Genomic DNA, 22,725 nt, shown 5'->3' with positions numbered 1-22,725 from the left:
TCAGAGGCTTTGCTCGGGTACTTCCCGGATCCGGCCGTGTTCATCGATCGCTACATAAACGAAAAGGCCTTCGGTTACCTTGCGGGGATTCTTCGCGGTGCGGTCCAGAGTCCAGACCTCGACGTTGATCTTCATGGAGCTGCGACCGATATCGACCAGCTCGCAATAACAGCCCACCTGCGAACCAACCCGTAACGGCGACAGAAACTCCATCCGGTCCATGGCAACGGTGGCGTTGCGGCCCTGGGAAATGCGACCGGCCATGGTGGCAGCGGCGATATCCATCTGTTTGACCAGCCAGCCGGCGAACACATCACCATTGGCGTTGGTATCGACGGGAAGGGGAATTACCTGAAGCGCCAGTTCACCACGAGGTGTGGGTTTGTCATCGTCATACGCGGTCATAGTATTGCCTTTAGCAAGCCTGGAATTGTTGTAACCCGCATGGTAGCGGGCTGAGGCGCCGCTGCAAGCAAATTTGAACATTCCGGACTATATTTCAGATGCTGTAACAAAGTTGTCACAGAGTGCCGTTAGTCTGCATCCATCGGTAAAACACATCCGACACAACGTCCAAACCGAATAATGGAGATTTGATGTGATGAAACTGAACAAAGCACTCGCGACCGTTGCGCTGGCCGGCTCCGTAGCCGCCCTGTCCGCGCCGGCCATGGCCCGTGACACCATCAGCATCGTGGGTTCCTCGACTGTTTATCCGTTCGCTACCGTGGTGGCTGAGCGCTTTGGCACCAAAACCGACTTCAGCACGCCGAAGCTCGAGTCCACTGGCTCCGGTGGCGGTATGAAGCTGTTCTGTCAGGGTATTGGTACCCAGCACCCTGACATCACCAACGCTTCACGCCGAATGAAAACCTCCGAGTTCGAGCTTTGCCAGAAAAATGGCGTCAAGGACATCACCGAGTTCCGCATTGGTTCTGACGGCATCGTTATCGCCAGCTCCAGGAATGCCGAGAACCTCGATATCACCCTTGAGCAGCTGTTCCTGGCTCTGGGTTCCAAGGTTCCCGTTGACGGTAAGTGGGTTGCCAACCCGAACAAAAACTGGAGCGACGTTGACTCCAGCTTGCCGAACAAGCCGATCCGTGTAATGGGCCCCCCTCCGACCTCCGGTACCCGTGACTCCTTCAACGAGTTGGCGCTGGCCGCCGGTTGTGACGCGCTGCCTGAGGCAAAGAGCCTGGGCAAAGACGAGCACAGCTCCATCTGCGAAAGCGTCCGTGAAGACGGTGCTTTCATCGAAGCCGGTGAGAACGACAACCTGATCGTTCAGAAGCTGATTGGCGATACCGCCATGTACGGTGTGTTTGGCTACAGCTTCCTGGAAGAAAACTCGGACCGTCTGCAGGCAGCCACTCTGAACGGCATGGTTCCGACCGCTGAGGCGATTGCTGCCGATGAATACCCGGTTGCGCGTTCACTGTTTTTCTATGTGAAGAAGGCTCACATCGGTGTGGTTCCCGGTATCAAGGAATATGTTGACGAGTTCGTCAGCAACGCAGCCATGGGACAGAACGGCTACCTGAAAGACGTTGGCCTGATCGTACCGCCCCGCGCAGCTCTGATGGACCTGATGGATAAGGCTGAGAACATGCGCAACCTGACCCTGGACGAGCTCAAGTAACCCAGAAGTCTTGTAAAACAGGGGTGCGGGTCTCAACAGGATCCGCACCCTTTTGCACGTTTGGACGACCTGGTGCCAGCGCAGAGCCGAATCTGTAAACTGTGCGCCTATCTGAAGTCGAAGACAGGAATTTTCATGCAACCGGCTAATCTTCTTTTGCTGACCCTGGTGCTGGCAGTCGTCGCCTACGGGCTGGGATATGCGCGGTCCCGGTCATTGGCCATGCCGCTGGGGGGTATTCGCCACCTCAAGTCCCTGCCTTTCTATTATGGGGCCCGTGCGGCACTCTGGAGCGGTATTCCTGCGCTGATTGTTCTGGCCCTTTGGGCGGCTTTTCAGGGAAAAGTCATTCAGTTGATTGTGATTGGCGGGTTGCCGGAAGGCATGATGCCGGCAAATGAAGGTGAGGCCAGCCTTCTGCTCAGTAAGATCAGCAACGTGGCGAGCGGCGCCTTGCCGCCGGGGTTTGCGGAAGCGCCCATCGCGGAAGCGGCGGAGCGTCTGAAGGCCTTGCGCTCCCAAAGTCAGTTTCTGATGTCGGCCCTTGTAATCGCGGTCGCTGTTCTCGCGGGTTTCCTGGGGTGGCTGAGAATCCGGCCGCGCCTGAACGCCCGGACCCAGGTCGAATCCATCCTCAAGTGGCTCTTTTTCTCCTGTGCCGCCCTGGCCATTCTGACCACCGTCGGCATCATCTTTTCGGTCGCACTGGAAACCTTCCGCTTCTTTGAAAAGGTGCCGTTTACCGAGTTTTTCTTCGGTAGCCAGTGGAGTCCGCAGACTGCACTTCGGGCGGATCAGGTAGCTGCAGAGGGTGCCTTCGGGATGATTCCCCTGTTTACCGGTACGCTGCTTATTTCTGCCATTGCCATGGTGGTGGCGGTGCCGGTCGGCTTGCTGTCTGCTATTTACCTGTCTGAATACGCGAACAAGACAGTTCGCGGTGCGGTCAAGCCGCTGCTGGAAATGCTGGCAGGCATTCCCACGGTGGTTTATGGATTCTTCGCTGCCTTGACGGTTGCGCCCTTTATCAGCGATCTGGCCGCTTCCATTGGCATCGAAGCGTCGTCGCAAAGCGCGCTGGCTGCCGGTGCTGTCATGGGTATCATGATCATCCCATTCGTATCCTCCCTGTCAGATGACGTGATCAACGCCGTACCCCAGGCGATGCGTGATGGCTCCCTTGCCCTGGGGGCGACCCAATCGGAGACCATGAAGAAGGTTATTTTCCCCGCAGCGTTGCCGGGAATCATGGGTGGCATCCTGCTGGCGGTTTCCAGGGCCATTGGCGAGACAATGATCGTGGTCATGGCCGCTGGCCTGGCTGCGAATCTGACTGCTAACCCACTGGAAACGGTCACAACCGTAACCGTTCAGATCGTCACCCTGCTCACCGGTGACCAGGAATTCGACAGCGCCAAAACGCTGGCCGCGTTTGCACTCGGTGCCATGCTCTTCCTGGCAACCCTGTTGCTCAACGTAATTGCCCTGAAAATTGTCCGTAAATATCGGGAACAGTATGACTGATCAACGTTCACAGGCGGAGATTGTCCGCCAGTCGCTCAAGCGCCGCTACCGCAAGGAACGCAGGTTCCGCGCCTACGGAGTTCTGGCAATCGCCATTGCCCTGGGTGCTCTGTTAATCCTCTTTACCGATATCATCGGGAAGGGGTACACCGGCTTCGTCAAAACCACCATCACGCTTGAGGTGAATCTCGATCGCGAGATGATGTACCTGGATGACCCCACGGATGAGCGCCAGCTGAAGATGGCGGATTTTGTGGAGCCTCTTATTCAGGCGCTGATCAAGGAAATTCCGGGAGCGACTGAGGATGATCGGAAGCAGGTAAAAGACCTGATCAACCCGTACGCGTCTGTCGACCTTCGTGATGCGCTCAATGAGAATCCCGGTTGGCTCGGTACCACTCAGACCATGAGTTTCCTTACTCATACGGATGTTGACGTCTATGTGAAGCACGCCGGAGATGAGGCCTACTCGATCAAGCTGGATGAACAGCAGATGGCCTGGGTGGATGAGCTACTGGAAAGGGATGTCATCGAGACTTCTTTCAACGATGTGTTCTTCAGTGGTGGCGACTCCCGGGATCCGTCCAAAGCGGGTATTCTCGGTGCCATTGTCGGGTCTCTGCTCACGATGTTCGTGACCCTGATACTTTCCTTCCCGATCGGCGTGGCTGCGGCTATCTATCTGGAAGAGTTTGCCCCGCAAAACAAGTTCACCGATTTTATTGAGGTCAACATCAACAACCTGGCGGCTGTCCCGTCAATTATTTTCGGTCTGCTGGGTCTGGCGGTGTTCATCAACCTTTTCGGCATGCCGCGGTCTGTTCCGGCGGTCGGTGGCCTGGTACTGACCCTGATGACATTGCCAACCATCATCATATCGAGCCGCGCCGCCATCAAAAGTGTGCCGCCTTCCATTCGTGAGGCTGCCGAAGGCATTGGCGCCTCCAAGATGCAGGTGGTTCTGCACCATGTATTGCCTCTGGCCATGCCGGGTATGCTCACCGGCTCAATCATCGGTATGGCCCAGGCACTCGGAGAGACCGCGCCGCTGCTGCTGATTGGTATGGTCGCGTTTATCGTCGACGTGCCGGACGGCTTCTTCGACTCCGCAACCGTATTGCCCGTGCAGGTGTTCCTGTGGGTAGGCAGCCCCGAGCTGGCCTTTATTGAACGTGCATCAGCCGCCATTATGGTGCTGCTGACCTTCCTGATCAGTATGAATGCACTGGCGATCTGGATGCGTAAGCGTCTTGAGCGCCGGTGGTGAGGAGATTCCAATGAATAGCATTAACCCGACGATTACCAGTGAGGCGTCTCAGTCGGAAGAGGCAGCTGTCCCGATTCAGGAAGAGAAACCGGCGGAAACCATCATCGAGGAAGGCAAAACCGTCGGCAAACCGTTCTCTGACGATCCGAAGTTCAAACTTCGGGATGTTGACGTATTCTATGGTGACACCCGTGCGATCAAGAAAATCAGTCTGGATATTTCCCGCAATGAGGTCATCGCCTTTATCGGGCCTTCAGGCTGTGGTAAATCCACTTTCCTACGCTGCCTGAATCGCATGAACGACAGTATTGATATCTGTCGTGTGAAGGGGTCTTTGCAACTGGACGATCATGACATCTACGACCCCAAGCGGGATGTGGTTGAGCTGCGTGCCCGGGTCGGTATGGTGTTTCAGAAACCGAACCCGTTTCCGAAGTCGATCTACGACAACGTGGCCTACGGCCCGCGTATTCACGGCCTTGCCAACCGCAAGTCCGATCTGGACGAGATTGTCGAAAACAGTCTGCGCAAGGCCGGCCTGTGGGATGAAGCAAAGGACCGGCTGGATGCCACCGCAACGGGTATGTCCGGTGGCCAGCAGCAGCGCCTGTGTATCGCCCGGGCCATTGCTGTCAGCCCGGAAGTGATCCTGATGGATGAGCCCTGCTCCGCGCTGGACCCCATCGCGACCGCCAAGGTGGAAGAGCTGATCGCAGAGATGTCGGAGAGCTACACTATTGTTATTGTGACACACTCCATGCAGCAGGCGGCCCGGGTATCCCATCGCACGGCCTACTTCCACCTCGGGCACCTGGTGGAAGTGAACGAGACCAACAAGGTATTTACCTCGCCGGAACATGAACTGACCGAGTCCTACATAACCGGCCGTTTCGGCTGATTCCGGACCTGGGGAATTTTGGAGAACAACAGTATGCCTACGAAGAAGGACGACGTGTACGGAGATCACATCTCCAACAAGTTCAATGACGAACTGATGGCGCTCAAAACCGAGTTTCTGAAAATGGGCGGCATGGTTGAAGTCCAGGTTGAGAATGCCATTCAGGCTCTGGTGGATGGTAATGGTCATATGGCCGATGAAATCCGTGCCAACGACAAGAAAGTCGACCGGATGGAAGTAGAGATCGACGAAGAGGCGACACTGATTATCGCCCGCCGTCAGCCTACCGCCCGGGACCTGCGCCTGGTGATCTCGGTCATCAAGATGGTGGCTGATCTGGAGCGTGTGGGTGATGAGGCCAAGAAGATTGCCAAACTGGCCATCAAGCTGACCGAGGAGGGGCAGGCCCCCCGTGGTTACGTGGAAGTCCGCCATATCGGTGCCCACGTGCTCAGCATGCTCCACGATGCCCTGGATGCCTTCGCACGTCTGGACTCCGAGCAGGCCCTGCGGATCATGAAGGAAGACAAGCGGGTCGATGAGGAGTATCAGGCGGCCGCCCGTACCCTGCTGACCTTCATGATGGAAGATACCCGCAACATCTCACGGTGTATGTCGGTCATGTGGGTGCTTCGTGCCCTGGAGCGGGTCGGTGACCACGCTTGCAACATTGCCGAGAACGTGATCTTCATGGTCAAGGGCGAGGACGTTCGTCATACGCCGGTGGAAGAGGCCGAAAGAGTCGTCGGTCGCTGATCGGTTAAACATCGGAGTTAGGACTTCGTCCAGTCAAAGCTGGGGTCGAAATTGGGGTCAGATGAAAGCTTTCATCTGACCCCGTGTTCATGACCCCGTGTTCATTCAGGCCTGCTTCATCTTGTCGGTATAAGGCGGCCACCCCAGCGGCTTGCCGGCCAGGACGTGAAGGTGGATGTGAAACACCGTCTGCCCGGAATTCTCGCCGCAGTTCATGACCACCCGATAGCCGTCATCCGCAAAACCCTGTTCACTGGCAATCTTCGCTGCCACCAGATACAGGTGCCCGACCAGTTCGCGGTCAGCTTCCGTCAGGTCGTTGATGGTGGCGATGGCCTTTTTCGGGATCACCAGAAAATGCACCGGCGCCTGGGGATTGATGTCATTGAACGCCAGGCTGATGTCGTCCTCGTAAATAATGTCGGCGGGGATTTCCCGGTTGATGATCTTGGTAAAAATCGTCTCAGACATGGTGACTCCTTTCTAGTTGTAATGAGTGTCGGGTTCGGGGTTTAACGCTGGTTCAGGCCCGGAATCCGGGCGGTGACCTGTTTTAGCACGGGCGGCAACTCTTCATCGATACCCATGGCATAGCGGGCAACCCGGTTACGGGCGAAGGGCAGGGCGCGGGCGGCGCCGAGGCCGAGGTTCCGGAGCAGGTGCACCGGCGGAACCTGGTTGCTGAACAGGTGGTAGAACACATCCATGGTCAGCATCATCCGGCGGTTGGCCGGGCGGCGTTGCTGCTCGTACTGATCCAGCCATTTCCGGTCAGCCAGGTCGTCGCCGGCGCGCCTGGCTTCCCTGAGCACGCCTTGCAGTGCCTGGGCGTCCTGGAAACCGAGGTTTACGCCCTGGCCCGCCAATGGATTGATGGTGTGGGCCGAATCACCGGCCAGAACCACCCTGCCTGCGAAATAGTGCCTGGCGTGCTGCCGGGCAATGGGAAAAGAGGCCCGGGCGTCGATGTGGGTCAGCGGTGGCAGGCACGATGGGAAGGCCGACTGGATTTCGGCCATCAGTTCGTCGTCGTCCAGTGCCTTCAGGCGGGCCAGTTCATCGGGCGCATCGTACCAGACCAGCGAGCCCCAGCTCTCACCCGGAAAGTCCAGGCCAGCACTGTGCAGCGGCAGGAACGCCCGGGGACCGGAGGGGTGGAAGCCCTGCCAGGTAATGTCCTCAACCGGGCCCTGGTAGCGCACGGAGATCACCATGGCCTGCTGGCCATACTGGTTCCGGGTGGTGCCGATGCCGGCGAGATCCCGGACCCGGGACCGGGCGCCATCAGCGCCGATCACCAGGGCTGCGGTGAGTTCGCGACCGTCGTCCAGGGTAACGGTGGCCGATTCACTGGACAGGGCCAGCGATGAAATGCCGTGTCCGTGAATCAGGGTCACCCGTGGTTCTGCCTCCGCGGTCTGCCAGAGCGCCTGCTGGGTTACCGGGTTCTCGACGATATGGCCGAGATGGTGGGCGCCCAGTTCCGTTGCGTCGAATTCAACTGCAATCAGTTTCCGGGGCACGAGGTTTTGAAGTGGATACCGGGTTTCATCCCACACCGCAAGCCGCTGGTAGGGCGTTGCCCGCATGTTAAGGATTTTGTTCCAGGCATCGATGCTCCGGAGGTAACGTTCACTACCGGCGCTCAGGGCGGATACCCGGATATCCGGGCTGGCTTGCGGGTCGAAGACGGGTGGGGGAGCACGATCAACCACGGCGACACTGAAGCCACTCTGGCCGAGGCCAGTGGCCAGGGCAGCTCCGACCATGCCGGCGCCAACAACCACAATATCAAAGGCTTGAGTCATATCGGTTTCCTGTCTGATGCCCTCAGTTTACGCGATGACGGCGGTCAGACAAGAGATCGGGATCAAGCCGGCATGAAAAGTGTCAGTACCCTGCCATGCCGAATACCCGCTGTTTCGCGGTGTCGTCAGGCCGGCGGCGGTTTTTGACCAGCCAGGCGGGCTTCTGGGCTCCGGGTTTGGTAAAGCCCTGGTTCAGGACCATTGGCTGAACCAGGGTGAGAAAATCCGGTGTTTTCATGTGAACCGATTCGGTATGGCTGCCAGCAGCGAAAGCGAGTTCGGGCTGTTCGGTCAGGGCCTCGGCGCAGTACACGGTCATGCCGAACAGGTTGCCAAATGGCGGCATGGCGCCCACTTCACAATCCGGAAACCGGTCCTGGAATTCCTGTTCATCGGCAAGATCAAGAAAGTCGGTCTCGAGAATCCGGGACAGCCTGTCCCAGCGGATGCGCCAGGTAGCCGGCATGACCAGCATGGCCATTTTGCCATCCAGCTCAATGATCACGGTTTTGACGACGCGGTCGCCGGCAATCTTTACGTGGTGGGCCAGTTCCTGGGCGGTAAACGCAGGGGGGTGAGAGAGGCACATGTATTCCACATTTGCCTCTTCGAGGAATTCCTTCAACTGCTGTACCGGCATAGTGACCACCTCCTACCAGCAATGACAGCGTTCCGGAGCCTGCGATTGTTGGCCTGCCGGGCCCCGATGGCCTGGCGGGGCCGGAAAACCCCGCCATTAATGGTCAGCTTAGTTGAGGCTACGCAGTTTGCGAGTAACCAGATGTATCAATGCGAACCGGTTCACTCGTTCTTGTAGAGATGAACGTCGCGCTGTGGGAACGGGATCGTGAGGCCTTCCTTGTCAAAGGCTTTCTTCACCCGCTCGTGCATGTCCCAGTAAACCGGCCAGAGATCGTCAGTTCTGGTCCAGGGCCGGACGATGATGTTGACCGAGTTGTCGCCCAGGGAACCCACCGATATTCTCGGCTCAGGCTCCGGCAGTACCCGTTTGTCCTCGTCCAGAAGCTGCTTGATCACGGCCCGGGCCTTGTCGATGTCATCGCCGTAGGCAATGCCAAAGGTCATGTCGCAACGGCGCGTGTCGTAGTAGCTGACGTTCACCAGCGTAGCGTTGGACAGGCTGCCGTTGGGAATGACGATGCGGCGGTTATCGAAGGTGTCGACAATCGTGTAGAGGATGGAAATTTCCCGCACGGCGCCGAGATAGCCCTGAGCATCAATGGTGTCTCCAACCTTGAACGGTTTGAAGATCAGGATCAGCACGCCGCCGGCAAAGTTGCCGAGGCTGCCCTGAAGGGCCAGACCCACCGCCAGGCCGGCAGCACCGATGATGGCAATGAACGAGGTCGTGGCGATGCCGACCATGGACGCAACAGAGATGAACAGCAGAATCTTGAGGATCGCGCCGATCAGGCCACAAAGGAATTTATTAAGTGTCGGATCCTTTTTGCCCAGTTTGTTGTCGAGCACACCGACAAACCGGTTGATCAGCCAGAGGCCGATCACCAGGGTGATGATGGCCAGCACCACTTTCGGTGCATAAGTCATAATCAGGGTCATCGCCTGATTGATCAGCTCTGAAGCGCGTCCATCAGCCCCAAGAAGGTCTTCCATAGTGGACTCCTTGTTCATTGGTGTTTTTTCATAAGTGTCTGATTATCGGAAAAATCCGGCGGCAACCTGATTCGTCTGTACCTCACATGGCAGACAAACCGGACGGGCGTGTATCGCAACCGGCCTTTTCTGGTACATGCTTACGCAACGAAACCGGCTCTGGCCCAGTCCAGAATTGCGTCCGGGCCCCCGCGAACAAGAATTCGACCCTCTTTCCGGCTCAGCTGGTAGTCATACATGGGGTCGTAGTAATCCTGCAGCAATGCCTGGATCCACGCGTTGTGGGCTTCTGTCCGGCCATCGGCTTGCTGTTCTGCAAGCGCCTGCTCCATCAGGCTGCGAAGCTGCTGGTGCCGCTCGCCTCCCAGACGTTTACGAATGCGATCAAGGGCGCTGAGCAGATAGTCCCGGAAATTCAGCCAGCCGGCCTCGGCGCCATCCCGGTTGACGTAATCCGCGACCATACCCTCAACATAGTCTTCGCGAATGATGGTAATGCGCTCTTCCAGCGGCTGCTCCAGGACCATCAGGGGGGATTCGGCCATCCTTGCCCTGAGCGATTCGGGCAGGGCGCAGCGACCGACCAGACGGCTCTCGTCTTCCAGATAAACAGACCCGCCAATGAGATGATGGGCTTTGAGCATGGCCACGGCGAGCCGGTTCTCAAAGTCGATCTGGGAGGGTTGCGCAGTAACCTGCCGCCCGAAACTGGAGCCTCGGTGGTTGGCCAGGCCTTCAAGGTCCACCGGATTGGGGAGCTGCTTCAGAACCCGGGTCTTGCCTGTCCCTGTGCGACCGCTGAGGATGCGGAATTCGCTGGATTCAATCCGGGCTTCCAGGCTGTCGATCAGGAAGCGGCGCAGGGCCTTGTAGCCGCCTTTTACCAGAGGGTAGTCAATGCCGGCCTCGTGGATCCATTGCTGGGTAAGCCGGGAGCGCAGGCCGCCCCGGAAGCAGAACAGGTAGCCCCCGGGGTGGCGGGCGACAAAGTGTTTCCAGGCTTCAATGCGCTGAGCCTTGATATCACCTGAGACCAGTTGGTGTCCCAGTTCAATGGCCTTGTCCTGGCCCTTTTCCTTGTAACAGATGCCGACCCGATGGCGCTCCTCGTCATTCATCAGGGGCGCATTTTCCGCATTCGGAAAGCTGCCCCGGGCGAACTCCACCGGTGCCCGGACGTCCATCAGGGGCACGTCATCCAGGAACAGGGAAAGGTAGTCGTCGGTGTCGGGTCTGCTTGCCATTTCAGCGTTTAACCGGTTGTCGGATGAAGGCCGAAGTATAGCGGAAATGACTGTTTTCCGCTTGCCGGGCCCTGTTTCCGGCCCAGGCCGCTGTACCGGCGTCCGCTTTTATTCAAGCGGAGCTGCGGAGCAGGTGTCAGTTGAACGGCGGAACAAGCCTCCAGGCAAAACCCTCACCGGGGCAGGGTTGCAAGGTCGCCTGCCCACGAAGATCACAAAAAGAAAGGGCAACCCTGGGGTTGCCCTTTCGCGGAACAGGTCGGCGCATCCTTGCGCTTTGGGCAACCGCCGTGTTGCCAGATCCCTGAGCCACTCCGTGGTGCCGGCATCCGAGCCGGCTGTCCGAATAATTATCCCTTAAGCGAGGCGTCCCTGTATCCCTGCCTCTCCCTGCAGTCCATGCCGGGGTGCATCCAGTGCGTCGTCCTTTTCCCTGTCATCCTTGATGTAAAGACTATACCAATTGAATATTGACAATCGTGTGAACGGCGCGCTCGCCGTTAACGGCTTCGGGAGGGTATCCAGCAATAAATTATGATTATCAGTGGGTTAGGTTTTTCATGAGGGTCGGCTAATGCCCCCGCGTACGCGATGTCACTGCAAGATCGCACGTGCTTGTAGGAGATATCTCACAACGATTCGGGTGAATTTCTCAAATCCGGTTTTCCAGTCTTTCGGATGCCGGGCCAGGGGAGGAGCCCGATGGCGATGCCGGCGGCGTCTGCGGCCAGATCGGCCAGGGAAAAGTCCCGGTATGGCAGGTTCGCCTGAATGGCCTCAATACCCAGGCCAAATGCCAGCAGTGCCGGCACAAACCAGATGGCCCGGAGATCCGGCCACGAGAGGCGGGTCAGGATGGTGAGTTCAAGGAAGGCGACCAGGTGGTTCACCTTGTCGCTGGATGACGAGGGCACGGGATAAGGATTATCCGTTGTCGCCAGGAACCCGATGGCCAGCACGGATATCACAAAGGCTACCCGCCACAGTGCGCGATAGTTCAGCAGGCTGGTCAGTCGATGTTTCAGTGTTGCCATCGGGGAAGTCCCTGAGAGTTGCCGGGCTGTGGGAATGTTGCCAACATGATATGCTTTGCGCCCCGTCATTGTCATGGAAGCGGAGGTCCTGCCAGCGATGCTCAAAGGTAATTTTTTTCGTGGACTGGGCTATCTGGGTGAAGGTTTCCGCCTGATTCGTCAGCCCGGCCTGCGGCTATTTGTCATTATTCCACTTGTTATCAATATCCTGCTCTTCGGGTTGCTGTTCATCTTCCTGGGCGAGCTTTTTGCCGGCCTGGTTGCCGCCGCCATGGGTTGGCTGCCGGACTGGGCCTGGCTCCAGGCAATGGACTGGCTGTTCTGGATTCTTTATGGCGCCGTCATTCTGTTAATGCTGGCGTATGGTTTTGTGATTGTTGCCAACCTCATCGGCTCCCCATTCTACGGATACCTTGCCGAACTGACCGAAAAACATCTGACCGGTCAGGAGGTCAACACCGATGACAGCTGGGCAACGATCATCAAAGACATTCCACGCGCGCTCTGGCGCGAGGTACAGAAAATTCTCTACTACCTGCCCCGAGCCATCGGCCTGCTGATCATCGGTCTGATCCCGGTGGTTAACCTGGTTGCAGCCGTTCTGTGGTTTGTTTTCAACAGCTGGATGATGGCGCTGCAGTATGTCGACTATCCCGCAGACAATCATAAGGTCAGTTTCCCGGCATTGCGCCGCCTACTGGGTGATACGCGGTTGTCGGCATTCGGCTTTGGCCTGCCGGTGGCATTGGCGGCCATGGTGCCGGTTCTGAACCTGTTTGTGGTGCCGGCGGCGGTGTGTGGGGCTACGGCTTACTGGGTGCGCGAGAACGGCGCGACCAGAAATTAATCGGTCTGGAGGTTTCTTGGATACATCGGAATTTGTTATCGGTCAGCGTTGGGTCAGCCACAGTGATACTGGCCTGGGGTTGGGGATTGTCACGGACATCTCTGGCCGAAGGGTTACCCTGGGATTCCCTGCTGCCGATGAGGAGCGCACCTATGCAATTGATAACGCACCGCTTTCCCGCATCATTTATCAGGTCGGGGAGGAAATTGAGACCTTTGAGGGTGAGCGTTATATCGTGCGCGCGGTCGAGGATCTCGGTGGCGTGCTGATGTATCACGCGGATGATGGCACTGACCTGCACGAAATCTCCGAAGTGAAGCTGGCCGGATCAGTGAATTTCTCGGCCCCGCACCAGCGGCTGTTTGCGGGTCAGTTCGACCGAAACGGCGCCTTTCGTCTGAGGTTCGCCACACTCCAGCACATGAATCGCCTGCGTGGGTCCCCGGCCCAGGGGCTGATCGGTGCCCGTACCCAGCATCTGCCGCACCAGATCTACATCGCCCATGAGGTGGCAAGGCGCCATGCGCCGAGGGTTATGCTGGCAGACGAGGTGGGTCTCGGCAAAACCATCGAAGCAGGCCTGATCCTGCACTACCAGCTTCACACCGGGCGGGCAAAGCGCGCACTCATCGTAGTGCCGGATTCCCTGACGCATCAGTGGCTGGTGGAAATGCTCCGGCGCTTCAACCTGCGTTTTTCGATCCTGGACCAGAGCCGCTACGACGCCCTGAAAGATGAAGAAAGCGATGTCGATGCGCTGGTAAACCACATCTTCGGCGGCGATGACTCTGTCAATCCCTTCGAAAGCGACCAGTTGGTGCTTTGCAGCCTCGACTTCCTGGTGAACAGCCTGCAGGCCCGTGAGGATGCCCTCCGGGCCGACTGGGACCTGATGATTGTGGACGAGGCCCACCATCTGGCCTGGAGCCCGGGGCAAGTCAGCCCCGAATACCAGGTGGTGGAAGAGCTTTCGGCGATCAGTCGTGGCCTGTTGCTGCTGACAGCGACCCCCGAACAGGTCGGTGTGGCCAGTCACTTTGCCCGGTTGCGGTTACTGGACCCCGCGCGTTTTCACGATCTGGAGGCATTCCGGGAGGAGGAACAGCAGTACGAGGTCATCAACAACGTGGTCCGCAGGCTGCAGGACGAGCGTTCCGACATAAGCGCGGGCGATCGAAAACTGCTGCAGGCCTGGCTGGGTGAGGAGCTGGATCAGTTGCTGGCCGGTGATGCCCCCCGCCAGTCGGTGATTGATGCCTTGCTGGATCGCCATGGCACCGGCCGCGTGCTGTTCCGTAACACCCGGGCGGCGATTCAAGGGTTCCCCGAGCGTCGTCCGGCCCCCGCGCCCTTGCCATGCCCGGATATCTACAAGGGGCAGGTCTCCGGAATGCAGGGACTGGCGCCCGAGCAGTTGGTATCTGAGGAACGATGGTTGGCAGACGATCCCCGGGTGGCCTGGCTGGAGAAAAAACTGGCCAGCCTGCGTCCCGCCAAGGCAGTCGTCATCTGCGCCCGCGCCGAAACCGCTATGGCCCTTGAACACTATCTCCAGCTACGCGCCGGTATCCGCAGTGCCGCATTCCATGAGCACCTTAGCCTTCTTGAGCGCGACCGGGCTGCGGCCTATTTTGCGGATAGTGAACAGGGTGCCCAGGCGCTGATCTGTTCCGAGATCGGCAGTGAGGGCCGGAACTTCCAGTTCGCCCATCACCTGGTGCTGTTTGATCTGCCTGCCAATCCGGATCTGCTCGAGCAGCGCATCGGTCGCCTGGACCGGATCGGCCAGACCGAAGCCATTGATATCCATATTCCTTACCTGCAAGGGACCAGCCAGGAAGTTCAGTTCCGGTGGTTCCACGAAGGTTTGAATGCCTTTGCCGAAAGCTGTGCGGTTGGCGTGGCGGTTCAGGAGGCTGTCCAGAGCCAATGGCAGAAGGCCATCGAGGGTGACACCGATGCTATTGAGCTGGTCAGGGCCACGGCTGAAGAGTCGCAGCGTCTGAAAACGCTGCTCCAGAACGGCCGTGATGCGCTGATTGAACTCAATTCCTGCCGCCGGGATGTGGCTGAAGGTCTGATCGCCGCCATTGAGGAAGAAGAAGGTGAGGTCCGGGTTCGTGACTACATGATGGAGGCCTTCGACATTCTCGGGGTGGATGTGGAAGACCACGCTGATCATTCCGACATTCTCCGCCCCGGTGAGCAATACCAGGCCGGTCACGTGGCCGAGTTGCCGGAAGACGGCATAACGGTGACCTGGGATCGCCGGAATGCCCTGGAACGGGAAGATCTGGCCTTTATGAGCTGGGAGCACCCGATGGTGACCGGGGTGATGGATTCGGTCACCAGTTCCGGCCTGGGCAAGGCGGCCCTGGCCAGTCTGTCTGTGAAAGCGCTGCCGGCGGGTACTTTGCTGATGGAGGCGCTGTTTACTGTGCACTGTCCCGCCCCGGATGCCCTGCAGCTGACCCGCTACCTGCCGGTCTCGCCGTTGCGACTGCTGGTGGATGTGAACGGCAAGGAGTTATCCGGTGCGTTGCCCCATGACCGGTTGAACGACCTGTGCTCAAACATCCGCCGGCGCACGGCCCAGGCCATCGTGCCGCAGATTCGTCCTGAGGTTGAAACCATGGTGGATCATGTGGAGCGTTTGTCCAAGCCTCACCTTGAGCCCCTGAAGGCGCAGGCCCTTGACCAGCTAGCTGCCAGCTTTGAACCGGAGATTCGCAGGCTGGAAGCGCTGCAGAGGGTAAATCCGGCGATTCGTGAAGAGGAAATCGACTATTTCCGGGGCCAGTTCGAGGCGGCCCGGGATGCCATTGGCCATGCCAGTCTCGCCCTGGAAGGCATCCGGGTGATAGTGACTGCGTAAGCCGGGGTGTGACGGCTGTAACTGGCTGACTGTGCGGCATTTGCTGGTCAGCCATCCTCTGATGCGGTACGGTGAACGTAACAAATTGTAGTCTTCAACATTCCTGAACCATGGATGACAGAGAGAACCTATGATGACTTTCATTCTGTTTGTAGTGGCACTGGCCGGCCTGTTGATTGTGATGCGGCGCGAGTCCGGTGCAACGTCCGCCATTGGTGTGATGGCAGGGACCGGTTTGCTGTCCCTGATCTTTGCCTCCGGTTGGCTGGCGCTGGTGCTGTTTATCGGTGCCGCGGCAACAGCGGCCGCAGGCTTGCCAGGTTTCCGCCAGAGCTGGCTGACACCCCGCATTTTTGCGATGTTCAAGAAAGTCGCGCCCAAGGTTTCGGATACCGAGAAAGTCGCTCTGGAAGCGGGCACTGTGGGCTGGGATGGCGAACTGTTTACCGGTCGTCCGGACTGGCACAACCTGCTGGTTAACCGCTATACCGGCCTGAGCGAGGAAGAACAGGCTTTCGTGGACAATCAGTGCACCCAGGCCATCTCCATGTGCAACGCCTGGGACGTGGCGGTTGAGCGTGCGGACCTGCCGAAGGAGCTGTGGGATTTCCTCAAGAAGGAAAAATTCTTCGGCATGATTATCCCGAAGGAATACGGCGGCCTGGAGTTCTCGGCCAAGGCCCAGACAGCGGTTCTGCAGAAACTGGCTGCGAACGAATCACTGATGGTGTCTGTCGGCGTACCCAACTCTCTCGGCCCGGGTGAGTTGCTGGTCAAATACGGAACCGACGACCAGAAGAATCACTACCTGCCACGTCTGGCCGATGGCCGTGAGATCCCCTGTTTCGGCCTGACCGGCCCCCGTGCCGGCTCGGATGCAACCTCACTGCCTGACACCGGCATCGTCTGCAAGCAGACAGTGGATGGCAAGGAAGTGGTGGGAATCCGGCTCAATTTCGAGAAGCGCTGGATTACCCTCGCACCCATCGCCACGGTTGTGGGCCTGGCCTTCCGGATGTTTGATCCGGACGGGGTGCTGGGCGACACCAAGGATTATGGCATTACCTGCGCCCTGATCCCCCGGGACATCAAGGGTATGGAAATCGGCCGCCGCCACTGCCCGATCGGCAGCCCGTTCCTGAACGGACCGATCAAGGGCACGGACGTATTCATTCCGCTGGATTACATCATCGGTGGTGTGGAGATGGCGGGCCAGGGCTGGCGCATGCTGGTTGAATGCCTGTCGGTTGGCCGCTGTATTACCCTGCCTTCCGGTGCCGCCGGTGCGGCTGCCTATTCCGTGGCTACCGCCGGTGGCTTCACCCGGATCCGTCGCCAGTTCAACACGCCGGTTGCGGATATGGAAGGTGTGCAGGAGCCCCTGGCCCGCATTGCCGCCAAGACCTATATCGCTCAGGCGGCGGTTAACCATACCGCCAACATGATCGACAAAGGCGAGAAGCCGGCGGTGCCGTCTGCGATTCTCAAGTATCACCTGACCGAGTTCCAGAGAGGCATCCTCACCGATGCCATGGACGTCCACGGTGGCAAGACGGTGACCCTCGGCCCCCGCAACTATCTGGGTATCAGTTTCAGCGGTGCGGCCGTTTCGATCACCGTTGAGGGTGCCAACATCATGACCCGCAGCCTGATGATCTTCGGGCAGGGAGCGATCCGCTGTCATCCTTACGTGCTCAAGGAACTGGCGGCCAAGGATAACGATGATATCAAGGCGTTCGACGGCGCCATCTTCGGTCATGCCGGTCTGATCTTCGGCAATGCTGCCCGCGCCTTCACCCAGGCACTTGGCCTTGGTCGGGCGGATGTGCCGTTCGACAGTGCCAGCCGGAAATACGCTCAGGCGGTGGTCCGGTTCAGCGCGGCCTTCGGTCTGTGTTCTGATGCCGCCATGACCACCCTGGGCGGCGAGCTGAAAATGCGTGAGCTGATCTCGGCGCGCCTGGGAGATATGCTGTCCAACCTGTACCTCGCATCCATGGTGCTGAAGAACTGGCACGAGACTCAGCCGGTGCAAGGCGAGAAGGAAGTGATGGAGTACAGTCTGGGCCTGCTGATGCATCGCACTGAAAACGCGCTGGATGAGTTCCTGCAGAACCTGCCCAACCGCGCCGTGGCGCTGGTCTTGCGCGCTGTTACCATGCCGTTGGGTCGCCGCTGGGGCAGCCCCGGGGATGATCTGGCCCGTAAACTGGCCCGCGCCATCTCCACCGATACGCCGATTCGCAATAAACTGATCGCCAGCATTTGGACTAGCGATGGCGAAGGCACGGTGGAGAACCCGGTTGCCCGTTACAATGGTCTGCTCAAAGACTATGACAAGGCCGAACAGCTGTACCGGAAGGTCACCAAGGCCTACGCTAGGGGCGAGCTGCCCATGACGGCGCTGCATCCGGAAGAGCGGTTCGAAGCGGCCCTGGAGGCCGGTGTTTACACCAGGGAAGAGACGGACTTCATGCGTCAGTACGAAGCCGTGGTGCTGGAAATGCTGACTGTGGACGACTTCCCGTTTGATGCCTTTGCGCACAACAAGGAGTCTGTGATTGACCACAATCCTGCCTGACCGGAGACATGCTCTGACATGTGGTTGTCTTTTTTTGCAGTAAGTGTTGGCGCCGTGATCGGCGCCAACCTTCGTTGGGCCCTGGGGTTGTGGCTGAATGCCACCTACCATGCAATTCCTTACGGTACGCTGGTCGCCAACCTCAGTGGTGGCTGGCTGATCGGCCTGCTGATCGGTTATTTCAGTCATGGCAGCACCCTGGCGCCGGAGTGGCGGCTGTTTGCCATTACCGGACTGTGCGGCGCGCTGACCACGTTCTCTACCTTTTCTCTGGAGATGTTCGCCGCCATCCAGGAAGGCAAATGGGCCATGGCCATCACCGGTATTCTGGCCCATGTGGTGGGCTCCATCCTGATGACTGCATTGGGAATTTACACCTTCGGCCTGGTGAAGGGCTGATGGGTATCACTACCTATATTTTTTCTTGAAAATACCCTTGGCAAGTCTCGGATTCAGGAGTAGAGTTAAAAATGTAGGAAAGATTCAGTAAAGCATTTCATGAATAAGGCGTACCTCCGCAGTGTGTAGTGACCGTCCTGTTTCTGATTCCGCGAGTTCTGTATTTCCGCAAAACGTCGACCTTGCACCACGAGGGTGTACGGCGGCAGATAATATGATTGATTTCAGGAAGTTTAAGTATGTCTACTACTACCGGTACTGTTAAGTTCTTCAACGAAGCAAAAGGCTTTGGCTTTATCACTCGTGAAGGCGGCCCGGACGTTTTTGTTCACTACAGCGCTATTCAGGGCAGCGGTTTCAAGACTCTGGCAGAAGGCCAGCAGGTTGAGTTCACCGTTACCCAGGGCCAGAAAGGTCCCCAGGCGGAGAACGTTGTTCCGCTGTAATCCCTGAGGGATTCGGGAATAACCGCCAGAAAGGCAGCTTCGGCTGCCTTTTTTTCATCTTGAAATCATCCTTCCGTGGCTATCCGTTTTGTGATTTTCCCCGCGCTGTGTAATCTTTGTTTCCCTGTTGCTCGTTAAAACGGAAGTCGAGACCTACAGGAATCATTTCATGCTCCGAATGCTCAAAGCTGCCTGGATTCTGTTCTGGGCCATATCGCTCACGCTGATCCTGTTTTTGCCGATCGTGATCGCCGCTCTTTCCGGAAAGCGCGGTGATGCGGCGTTTCACGGTACCCGGATCTATGCCTGGGGGATCCTGAAAGTCTGCGGTATCCGGCTGCGGGTCCGTGGCAGGGAAAACATTCAGCCCGGTCAGCGTTATGTGATTCTGAGCAATCACGCCTCCTACTTTGATCCTCCGGCCCTGGTGCTGGCGCTCCGGTTGCAGTACCGCTGGGTAATCAAGAAGGAACTGCGCAAGGTGCCCCTGTTCGGGCTGGCACTGGAGACTTCCCGCAACCTGTTTATCGACAGGTCCAGGGGCAGTGATGCGCTGGAGAGTATCAAGCGGGGTGTTGCCCAACTGCCCAATGGCACTGGCATCCTGATTTTTCCGGAGGGCACACGCTCTCTGGACGGGAAGCTGCTGCCGTTCAAGAAAGGTGGTTTTGTGATCGCCAAGGATGGCCAGCTTCCGATTCTCCCTGTTACCATCCGGGGCTCCCACCAGCGGCTTCCCAAGGGGCATGCTGCCTTCACTCCCGGTGAGATTGAAATCGTGATCCATCCTCCGGTGGCCACCGGGGATTTACCCCTTGATGACTTGATGACGGATGTTCGAAACAGCATCGCTTCGTCACTCTGAGGCATAAAAAACCCGACAACTTTGCCGGGTTTTGAACTCCCGAAGGGATATCGGTGAATTACAGGGCGAAAATCTCCTCGTAAAACGCCATGGTACCTTTCCAGGAGCGGGTAGCGGCCTCTTCGTCATAGCCAATCGGCATGCCGAATTCTTTAGCGAGCTTATCTGCGCCAGGATTGGTGAACGAGTGCAGAACGCCGGGGAAAGTCACCAGCGTGAGGTCGACTTGCGCATCCTGCATTTCCTTGACCAGCCCGGCGACCTGCTCGGAGGGCACCATCCGGTCGGCGCCACCGGTGTATACCTGAACCCGTGCCTTCACCACTCCGGGTTCAGCGCTAATGGGACTGCCAAGAGCGCCGTGAAGGCTGACGACGCCATCCAGATCCACGCCCATCCGGGCCATGTTCAGGACCACAGCGCCGCCAAAGCAATAGCCCTGTGCGGCAATGCGTGAGGCATCAACGCTTTCATGGTTCTGCAAAATCTCCATGGCCTTCATGAAACGGGCTTTGACCTGGTCCATGTCCTTGGTGGCTTCTTGCATGAACTTCTGGGCGGTATCCGGATGGTCCGCCTGTTTGCCGGAGCCATACATGTCCAGGGCAAATGCGGTGTAGCCTGCCGCAGCCAGTTTTTCCGCCTGGTCACGGGCGAACTCGTTGTGGCCCCACCATTCGTGAACCACCAGAACGCCGGGGCGCTTCTGCTCGAACTCATCGTCCCAGGCCATGTAGCCGGTGAAGGTGGTATCACCGACCTTGTATTCGACGGTTTTGGTCTGCATTTCTGCCAGTGCCTGCGTGCTTGCGAGAGTCAGTGACAGGGTTGCGGCTGTGGCCGCTTTTTTCAGAGTAATCATGATGTTTCCTGCTCCTTGTGGGTTGGGGTGGTTTTGTCCGGAATTCTGCGTCCGGAACCGGTAAACCGGTGCAGTCAGTTGCCAAACCAGTATAGGATCTTTTGACTACACTTCATGCAGACACTTGCAAATCGGCGGATGCTTTGGAGGCAGTGCATGAAAATCGGTGTGCCAAAGGAAATCAAGAATCGTGAATACCGGGTAGGCATGACGCCGGCAGCAGTGCATGAGCTATGCGGCCATAACCATGAGGTCTTCGTGGAGACCGGGGCCGGCATTGCAATCGGATTTACCGATGACGATTACCGACAGGTGGGGGCCAGGATTCTGGATACCGGAAAGGAAGTCTTCGATACGGCGGAACTGATCGTCAAGGTCAAGGAACCCCAGGCCGAAGAACGGGCGATGCTACGACCGGATCACACGCTGTTTACCTATCTGCATCTGGCCCCGGACAAGCCTCAGACCGATGATCTGGTGAAATCCGGCGCCACCTGTATTGCCTATGAAACCGTGACCGACCACGCCGGCCGTTTGCCCTTGCTGGCCCCGATGTCGGAAGTGGCGGGCCGGATGTCGATTCAGGCCGGGGCACACTGTCTGGAAAAGGCCATGGGCGGTCGCGGTGTGTTGCTCGGTGGCGTGCCCGGAGTCAGCCCGGCACGGGTTGCCGTCGTAGGTGGTGGCGTGGTCGGCCAGAATGCCGTGGCCATGGCTGTCGGGCTTGGTGCCCAGGTCACGGTGTTGGATCGCGACATGGAGGTACTGCGGCTCCTGGACCACCTCTATGGCAACCGGATTACCACCCTGTTCTCCACCGCCCAGACGCTGGACCAGTCGGTAACGGAATCGGACCTGGTGATCGGCAGCGTCCTCATTCCCGGTGCCTCGGCACCCAAGCTGATTAGCCGCGATATGATCCGGCGTATGCCCGAGGGCAGCGTTATCGTGGATGTCGCCATCGATCAGGGCGGGTGCGCGGAAACGTCCAGGGCAACAACCCACGATGACCCCACGTATATCGTTGATGGTGTGGTACATTACTGCGTGGCTAACATGCCCGGTGCCGTGGCGCGTACGTCGACACTGGCCCTGAATAACGTGACCCTGCCGTTCGTGGCGGCGCTGGCCAACAAGGGCCCGGACCGGGCAATGAAGGAAGATCCGCACCTGAGGGCCGGGCTCAACGTGGCTGCAGGCAAGGTGACCTACAGGGAAGTGGCTGAAGCTACCGGGCACCCATACACAAACCCTGAATCCCTGTTGGGATCCTGAGCGGGAAACACTCGGAGAAACCATGAAACTGATCGGCTCCACCACCTCGCCTTACGTCAGGCGCATCCGGATTCTGCTGGATGAAGAGCGCTATGAATTCCTGAATCTCGACATCTATGGTGAAGACCGGGACGAACTCAGACGCCACAACCCGACCCTGAAAATCCCGGTTCTCGAAGACGGTGGCCAGGAAATCTACGATTCCCGGATCATCGCCCGCTACATCAGTGCCAAGCAGGGCAGGGATCCGCTAACCTGGGATCAGCAGAACCAGCTGACCATGATCGACGGTGCCAATGACTCCGCGGTTACCATGCTTCTGTCTGAACGTTCCGGGATTGATACCAGTCAGGACCTGATGTTCTACAACCTTCAGCGCGAGCGGATCATGACCACGCTTCGCACTCTGGCGGCGATGGTGGAAGACGGTCAGTTCGAGACCTGGAACTACCCGGCGATCTGCCTCCACTGCATGGTGGACTGGCTGGATTTCCGTGATCTTGTGGATTTTACGGGCGTTGAAGGCCTCCTGGCGTTCCGCGACAGCCGCAAGGATTACCCCTGGGTTGCCGAGACCGACCCCCGCAATTCCTGATGTCCGGCGGCCGCTGTCTGCCGGTCGCCCTGACTGACCTGATCATCAGGCCGCTTTTTAGTCAATTCTCCTTTGCACTCTTTCATTCTTGACTATAGTTAAGAACAAGGGACGGTCGCTGGTCCGACCGTTTCCGGTTTTCGTATTTCAAAATACCAACAACAGCAAGGAA

The 22,725-nt window shown here is 58.2% G+C and carries 21 protein-coding genes; 13 read left to right on the top strand and 8 right to left on the bottom strand.

Annotated features, from left to right (window positions below):
* Positions 1–405, bottom strand: a complete 405-nt coding sequence (locus NLK58_RS11580; RefSeq protein WP_117618683.1) for an acyl-CoA thioesterase — start codon at positions 403–405, stop codon at positions 1–3.
* 193 nt (positions 406–598) lie between these two features.
* Between NLK58_RS11580 and NLK58_RS11575 the strand changes: the two genes are divergently transcribed.
* The 5 genes from NLK58_RS11575 (at position 599) to phoU (ending at position 6,087) form a co-directional block, all read left to right on the top strand.
* Positions 599–1,642, top strand: a complete 1,044-nt coding sequence (locus NLK58_RS11575) for a substrate-binding domain-containing protein (protein WP_264756441.1) — start codon at positions 599–601, stop codon at positions 1,640–1,642.
* Between the two features lie 135 nt (positions 1,643–1,777).
* Positions 1,778–3,166 carry a phosphate ABC transporter permease subunit PstC gene (gene pstC / locus NLK58_RS11570; RefSeq protein WP_117618681.1) on the top strand — a complete coding sequence of 463 codons (1,389 nt, stop codon included), beginning with the start codon at positions 1,778–1,780 and terminating at the stop codon, positions 3,164–3,166.
* Positions 3,159–4,433 carry a phosphate ABC transporter permease PstA gene (gene pstA, locus NLK58_RS11565; protein WP_341580796.1) on the top strand — a complete coding sequence of 425 codons (1,275 nt, stop codon included), beginning with the start codon at positions 3,159–3,161 and terminating at the stop codon, positions 4,431–4,433. Before pstC ends, pstA begins: the two co-directional genes overlap by 8 nt.
* Before the next feature lie 10 nt (positions 4,434–4,443).
* On the top strand, positions 4,444–5,331 hold the full coding sequence (pstB, locus tag NLK58_RS11560) for a phosphate ABC transporter ATP-binding protein PstB (protein WP_117618679.1): 888 nt from the start codon (positions 4,444–4,446) through the stop codon (positions 5,329–5,331).
* A gap of 33 nt (positions 5,332–5,364) precedes the next feature.
* Positions 5,365–6,087, top strand: a complete 723-nt coding sequence (phoU, locus tag NLK58_RS11555; protein WP_117620366.1) for a phosphate signaling complex protein PhoU — start codon at positions 5,365–5,367, stop codon at positions 6,085–6,087.
* A gap of 105 nt (positions 6,088–6,192) precedes the next feature.
* Here phoU and NLK58_RS11550 read toward each other — a convergent pair whose 3' ends face one another.
* From NLK58_RS11550 to NLK58_RS11525, 6 genes are all read right to left on the bottom strand, one after another.
* Positions 6,193–6,558, bottom strand: coding sequence for a histidine triad nucleotide-binding protein (locus NLK58_RS11550; RefSeq protein WP_117618678.1), 366 nt, complete (start codon positions 6,556–6,558; stop codon positions 6,193–6,195).
* A 41-nt stretch (positions 6,559–6,599) separates the two neighbouring features.
* Entirely contained in the window at positions 6,600–7,895 is a 1,296-nt protein-coding gene (locus tag NLK58_RS11545) for an FAD-dependent monooxygenase (RefSeq protein WP_117618677.1), read from the bottom strand.
* An 82-nt stretch (positions 7,896–7,977) separates the two neighbouring features.
* A complete protein-coding gene (locus NLK58_RS11540; RefSeq protein ID WP_117618676.1) occupies positions 7,978–8,535 on the bottom strand; it encodes an aminoacyl-tRNA deacylase in 558 nt (185 codons plus the stop codon).
* Between the two features lie 161 nt (positions 8,536–8,696).
* A complete protein-coding gene (locus NLK58_RS11535; RefSeq protein ID WP_117618675.1) occupies positions 8,697–9,530 on the bottom strand; it encodes a mechanosensitive ion channel family protein in 834 nt (277 codons plus the stop codon).
* 140 nt (positions 9,531–9,670) lie between these two features.
* Complete coding sequence (mnmH, locus tag NLK58_RS11530) at positions 9,671–10,774, bottom strand: tRNA 2-selenouridine(34) synthase MnmH (RefSeq protein WP_341580795.1); 1,104 nt, start codon at positions 10,772–10,774, stop codon at positions 9,671–9,673.
* 629 nt (positions 10,775–11,403) lie between these two features.
* A complete protein-coding gene (locus NLK58_RS11525) occupies positions 11,404–11,808 on the bottom strand; it encodes a VanZ family protein (protein WP_117618673.1) in 405 nt (134 codons plus the stop codon).
* 97 nt (positions 11,809–11,905) lie between these two features.
* Here NLK58_RS11525 and cysZ point away from each other — a divergent pair, with 97 nt between their 5' ends.
* The 6 genes from cysZ to NLK58_RS11495 all read left to right on the top strand — a co-directional run bounded on the left by cysZ (position 11,906) and on the right by NLK58_RS11495 (position 19,821).
* Positions 11,906–12,655, top strand: coding sequence for a sulfate transporter CysZ (cysZ, locus tag NLK58_RS11520; protein ID WP_117620365.1), 750 nt, complete (start codon positions 11,906–11,908; stop codon positions 12,653–12,655).
* A gap of 16 nt (positions 12,656–12,671) precedes the next feature.
* A complete protein-coding gene (gene rapA, locus NLK58_RS11515; RefSeq protein ID WP_341580794.1) occupies positions 12,672–15,530 on the top strand; it encodes an RNA polymerase-associated protein RapA in 2,859 nt (952 codons plus the stop codon).
* A gap of 130 nt (positions 15,531–15,660) precedes the next feature.
* Positions 15,661–18,111, top strand: a complete 2,451-nt coding sequence (locus NLK58_RS11510) for an acyl-CoA dehydrogenase (protein WP_341580793.1) — start codon at positions 15,661–15,663, stop codon at positions 18,109–18,111.
* 18 nt (positions 18,112–18,129) lie between these two features.
* Positions 18,130–18,510 carry a fluoride efflux transporter CrcB gene (gene crcB, locus NLK58_RS11505; RefSeq protein ID WP_117618670.1) on the top strand — a complete coding sequence of 127 codons (381 nt, stop codon included), beginning with the start codon at positions 18,130–18,132 and terminating at the stop codon, positions 18,508–18,510.
* Positions 18,511–18,749: 239 nt separating this feature from the next.
* Positions 18,750–18,956 carry a cold-shock protein gene (locus NLK58_RS11500; protein ID WP_044389091.1) on the top strand — a complete coding sequence of 69 codons (207 nt, stop codon included), beginning with the start codon at positions 18,750–18,752 and terminating at the stop codon, positions 18,954–18,956.
* Between the two features lie 169 nt (positions 18,957–19,125).
* A complete protein-coding gene (locus tag NLK58_RS11495; protein WP_117618669.1) occupies positions 19,126–19,821 on the top strand; it encodes a lysophospholipid acyltransferase family protein in 696 nt (231 codons plus the stop codon).
* Positions 19,822–19,879: 58 nt separating this feature from the next.
* Here the strand turns inward: NLK58_RS11495 and NLK58_RS11490 are convergent, their stop codons facing one another.
* Positions 19,880–20,683, bottom strand: a complete 804-nt coding sequence (locus NLK58_RS11490) for a dienelactone hydrolase family protein (protein ID WP_162893716.1) — start codon at positions 20,681–20,683, stop codon at positions 19,880–19,882.
* A gap of 156 nt (positions 20,684–20,839) precedes the next feature.
* Here NLK58_RS11490 and ald point away from each other — a divergent pair, with 156 nt between their 5' ends.
* On the top strand, positions 20,840–21,958 hold the full coding sequence (gene ald / locus NLK58_RS11485; RefSeq protein WP_341580792.1) for an alanine dehydrogenase: 1,119 nt from the start codon (positions 20,840–20,842) through the stop codon (positions 21,956–21,958).
* Positions 21,959–21,980: 22 nt separating this feature from the next.
* Positions 21,981–22,553, top strand: a complete 573-nt coding sequence (locus NLK58_RS11480; RefSeq protein WP_117618666.1) for a glutathione S-transferase N-terminal domain-containing protein — start codon at positions 21,981–21,983, stop codon at positions 22,551–22,553.
* Positions 22,554–22,725: the final 172 nt, after the last annotated feature.

The organism is Marinobacter metalliresistant (assembly GCF_038098645.1).
In the GTDB taxonomy this organism is placed as follows: Bacteria; Pseudomonadota; Gammaproteobacteria; order Pseudomonadales; family Oleiphilaceae; genus Marinobacter; species Marinobacter metalliresistant.
This window is presented reverse-complemented; position numbering and strand designations above follow the sequence as displayed.

Bases quoted from the DNA above. Each gene is read 5' to 3' on its own strand.
- NLK58_RS11545 (WP_117618677.1), bottom strand. From the start codon at position 7,895: ATGACTCAAGCCTTTGATATTGTGGTTGTTGGCGCCGGCATGGTCGGA.
- cysZ (WP_117620365.1), top strand. From the start codon at position 11,906: ATGCTCAAAGGTAATTTTTTTCGTGGACTGGGCTATCTGGGTGAAGGT.
- NLK58_RS11525 (WP_117618673.1), bottom strand. From the start codon at position 11,808: ATGGCAACACTGAAACATCGACTGACCAGCCTGCTGAACTATCGCGCA.
- pstC (WP_117618681.1), top strand. From the start codon at position 1,778: ATGCAACCGGCTAATCTTCTTTTGCTGACCCTGGTGCTGGCAGTCGTC.
- pstB (WP_117618679.1), top strand. From the start codon at position 4,444: ATGAATAGCATTAACCCGACGATTACCAGTGAGGCGTCTCAGTCGGAA.
- NLK58_RS11550 (WP_117618678.1), bottom strand. From the start codon at position 6,558: ATGTCTGAGACGATTTTTACCAAGATCATCAACCGGGAAATCCCCGCC.
- NLK58_RS11495 (WP_117618669.1), top strand. From the start codon at position 19,126: ATGCTCCGAATGCTCAAAGCTGCCTGGATTCTGTTCTGGGCCATATCG.
- pstA (WP_341580796.1), top strand. From the start codon at position 3,159: ATGACTGATCAACGTTCACAGGCGGAGATTGTCCGCCAGTCGCTCAAG.
- NLK58_RS11510 (WP_341580793.1), top strand. From the start codon at position 15,661: ATGATGACTTTCATTCTGTTTGTAGTGGCACTGGCCGGCCTGTTGATT.
- NLK58_RS11500 (WP_044389091.1), top strand. From the start codon at position 18,750: ATGTCTACTACTACCGGTACTGTTAAGTTCTTCAACGAAGCAAAAGGC.
- phoU (WP_117620366.1), top strand. From the start codon at position 5,365: ATGCCTACGAAGAAGGACGACGTGTACGGAGATCACATCTCCAACAAG.
- crcB (WP_117618670.1), top strand. From the start codon at position 18,130: ATGTGGTTGTCTTTTTTTGCAGTAAGTGTTGGCGCCGTGATCGGCGCC.
- ald (WP_341580792.1), top strand. From the start codon at position 20,840: ATGAAAATCGGTGTGCCAAAGGAAATCAAGAATCGTGAATACCGGGTA.
- NLK58_RS11540 (WP_117618676.1), bottom strand. From the start codon at position 8,535: ATGCCGGTACAGCAGTTGAAGGAATTCCTCGAAGAGGCAAATGTGGAA.
- NLK58_RS11535 (WP_117618675.1), bottom strand. From the start codon at position 9,530: ATGGAAGACCTTCTTGGGGCTGATGGACGCGCTTCAGAGCTGATCAAT.
- NLK58_RS11580 (WP_117618683.1), bottom strand. From the start codon at position 405: ATGACCGCGTATGACGATGACAAACCCACACCTCGTGGTGAACTGGCG.
- mnmH (WP_341580795.1), bottom strand. From the start codon at position 10,774: ATGGCAAGCAGACCCGACACCGACGACTACCTTTCCCTGTTCCTGGAT.
- NLK58_RS11490 (WP_162893716.1), bottom strand. From the start codon at position 20,683: ATGATTACTCTGAAAAAAGCGGCCACAGCCGCAACCCTGTCACTGACT.
- NLK58_RS11480 (WP_117618666.1), top strand. From the start codon at position 21,981: ATGAAACTGATCGGCTCCACCACCTCGCCTTACGTCAGGCGCATCCGG.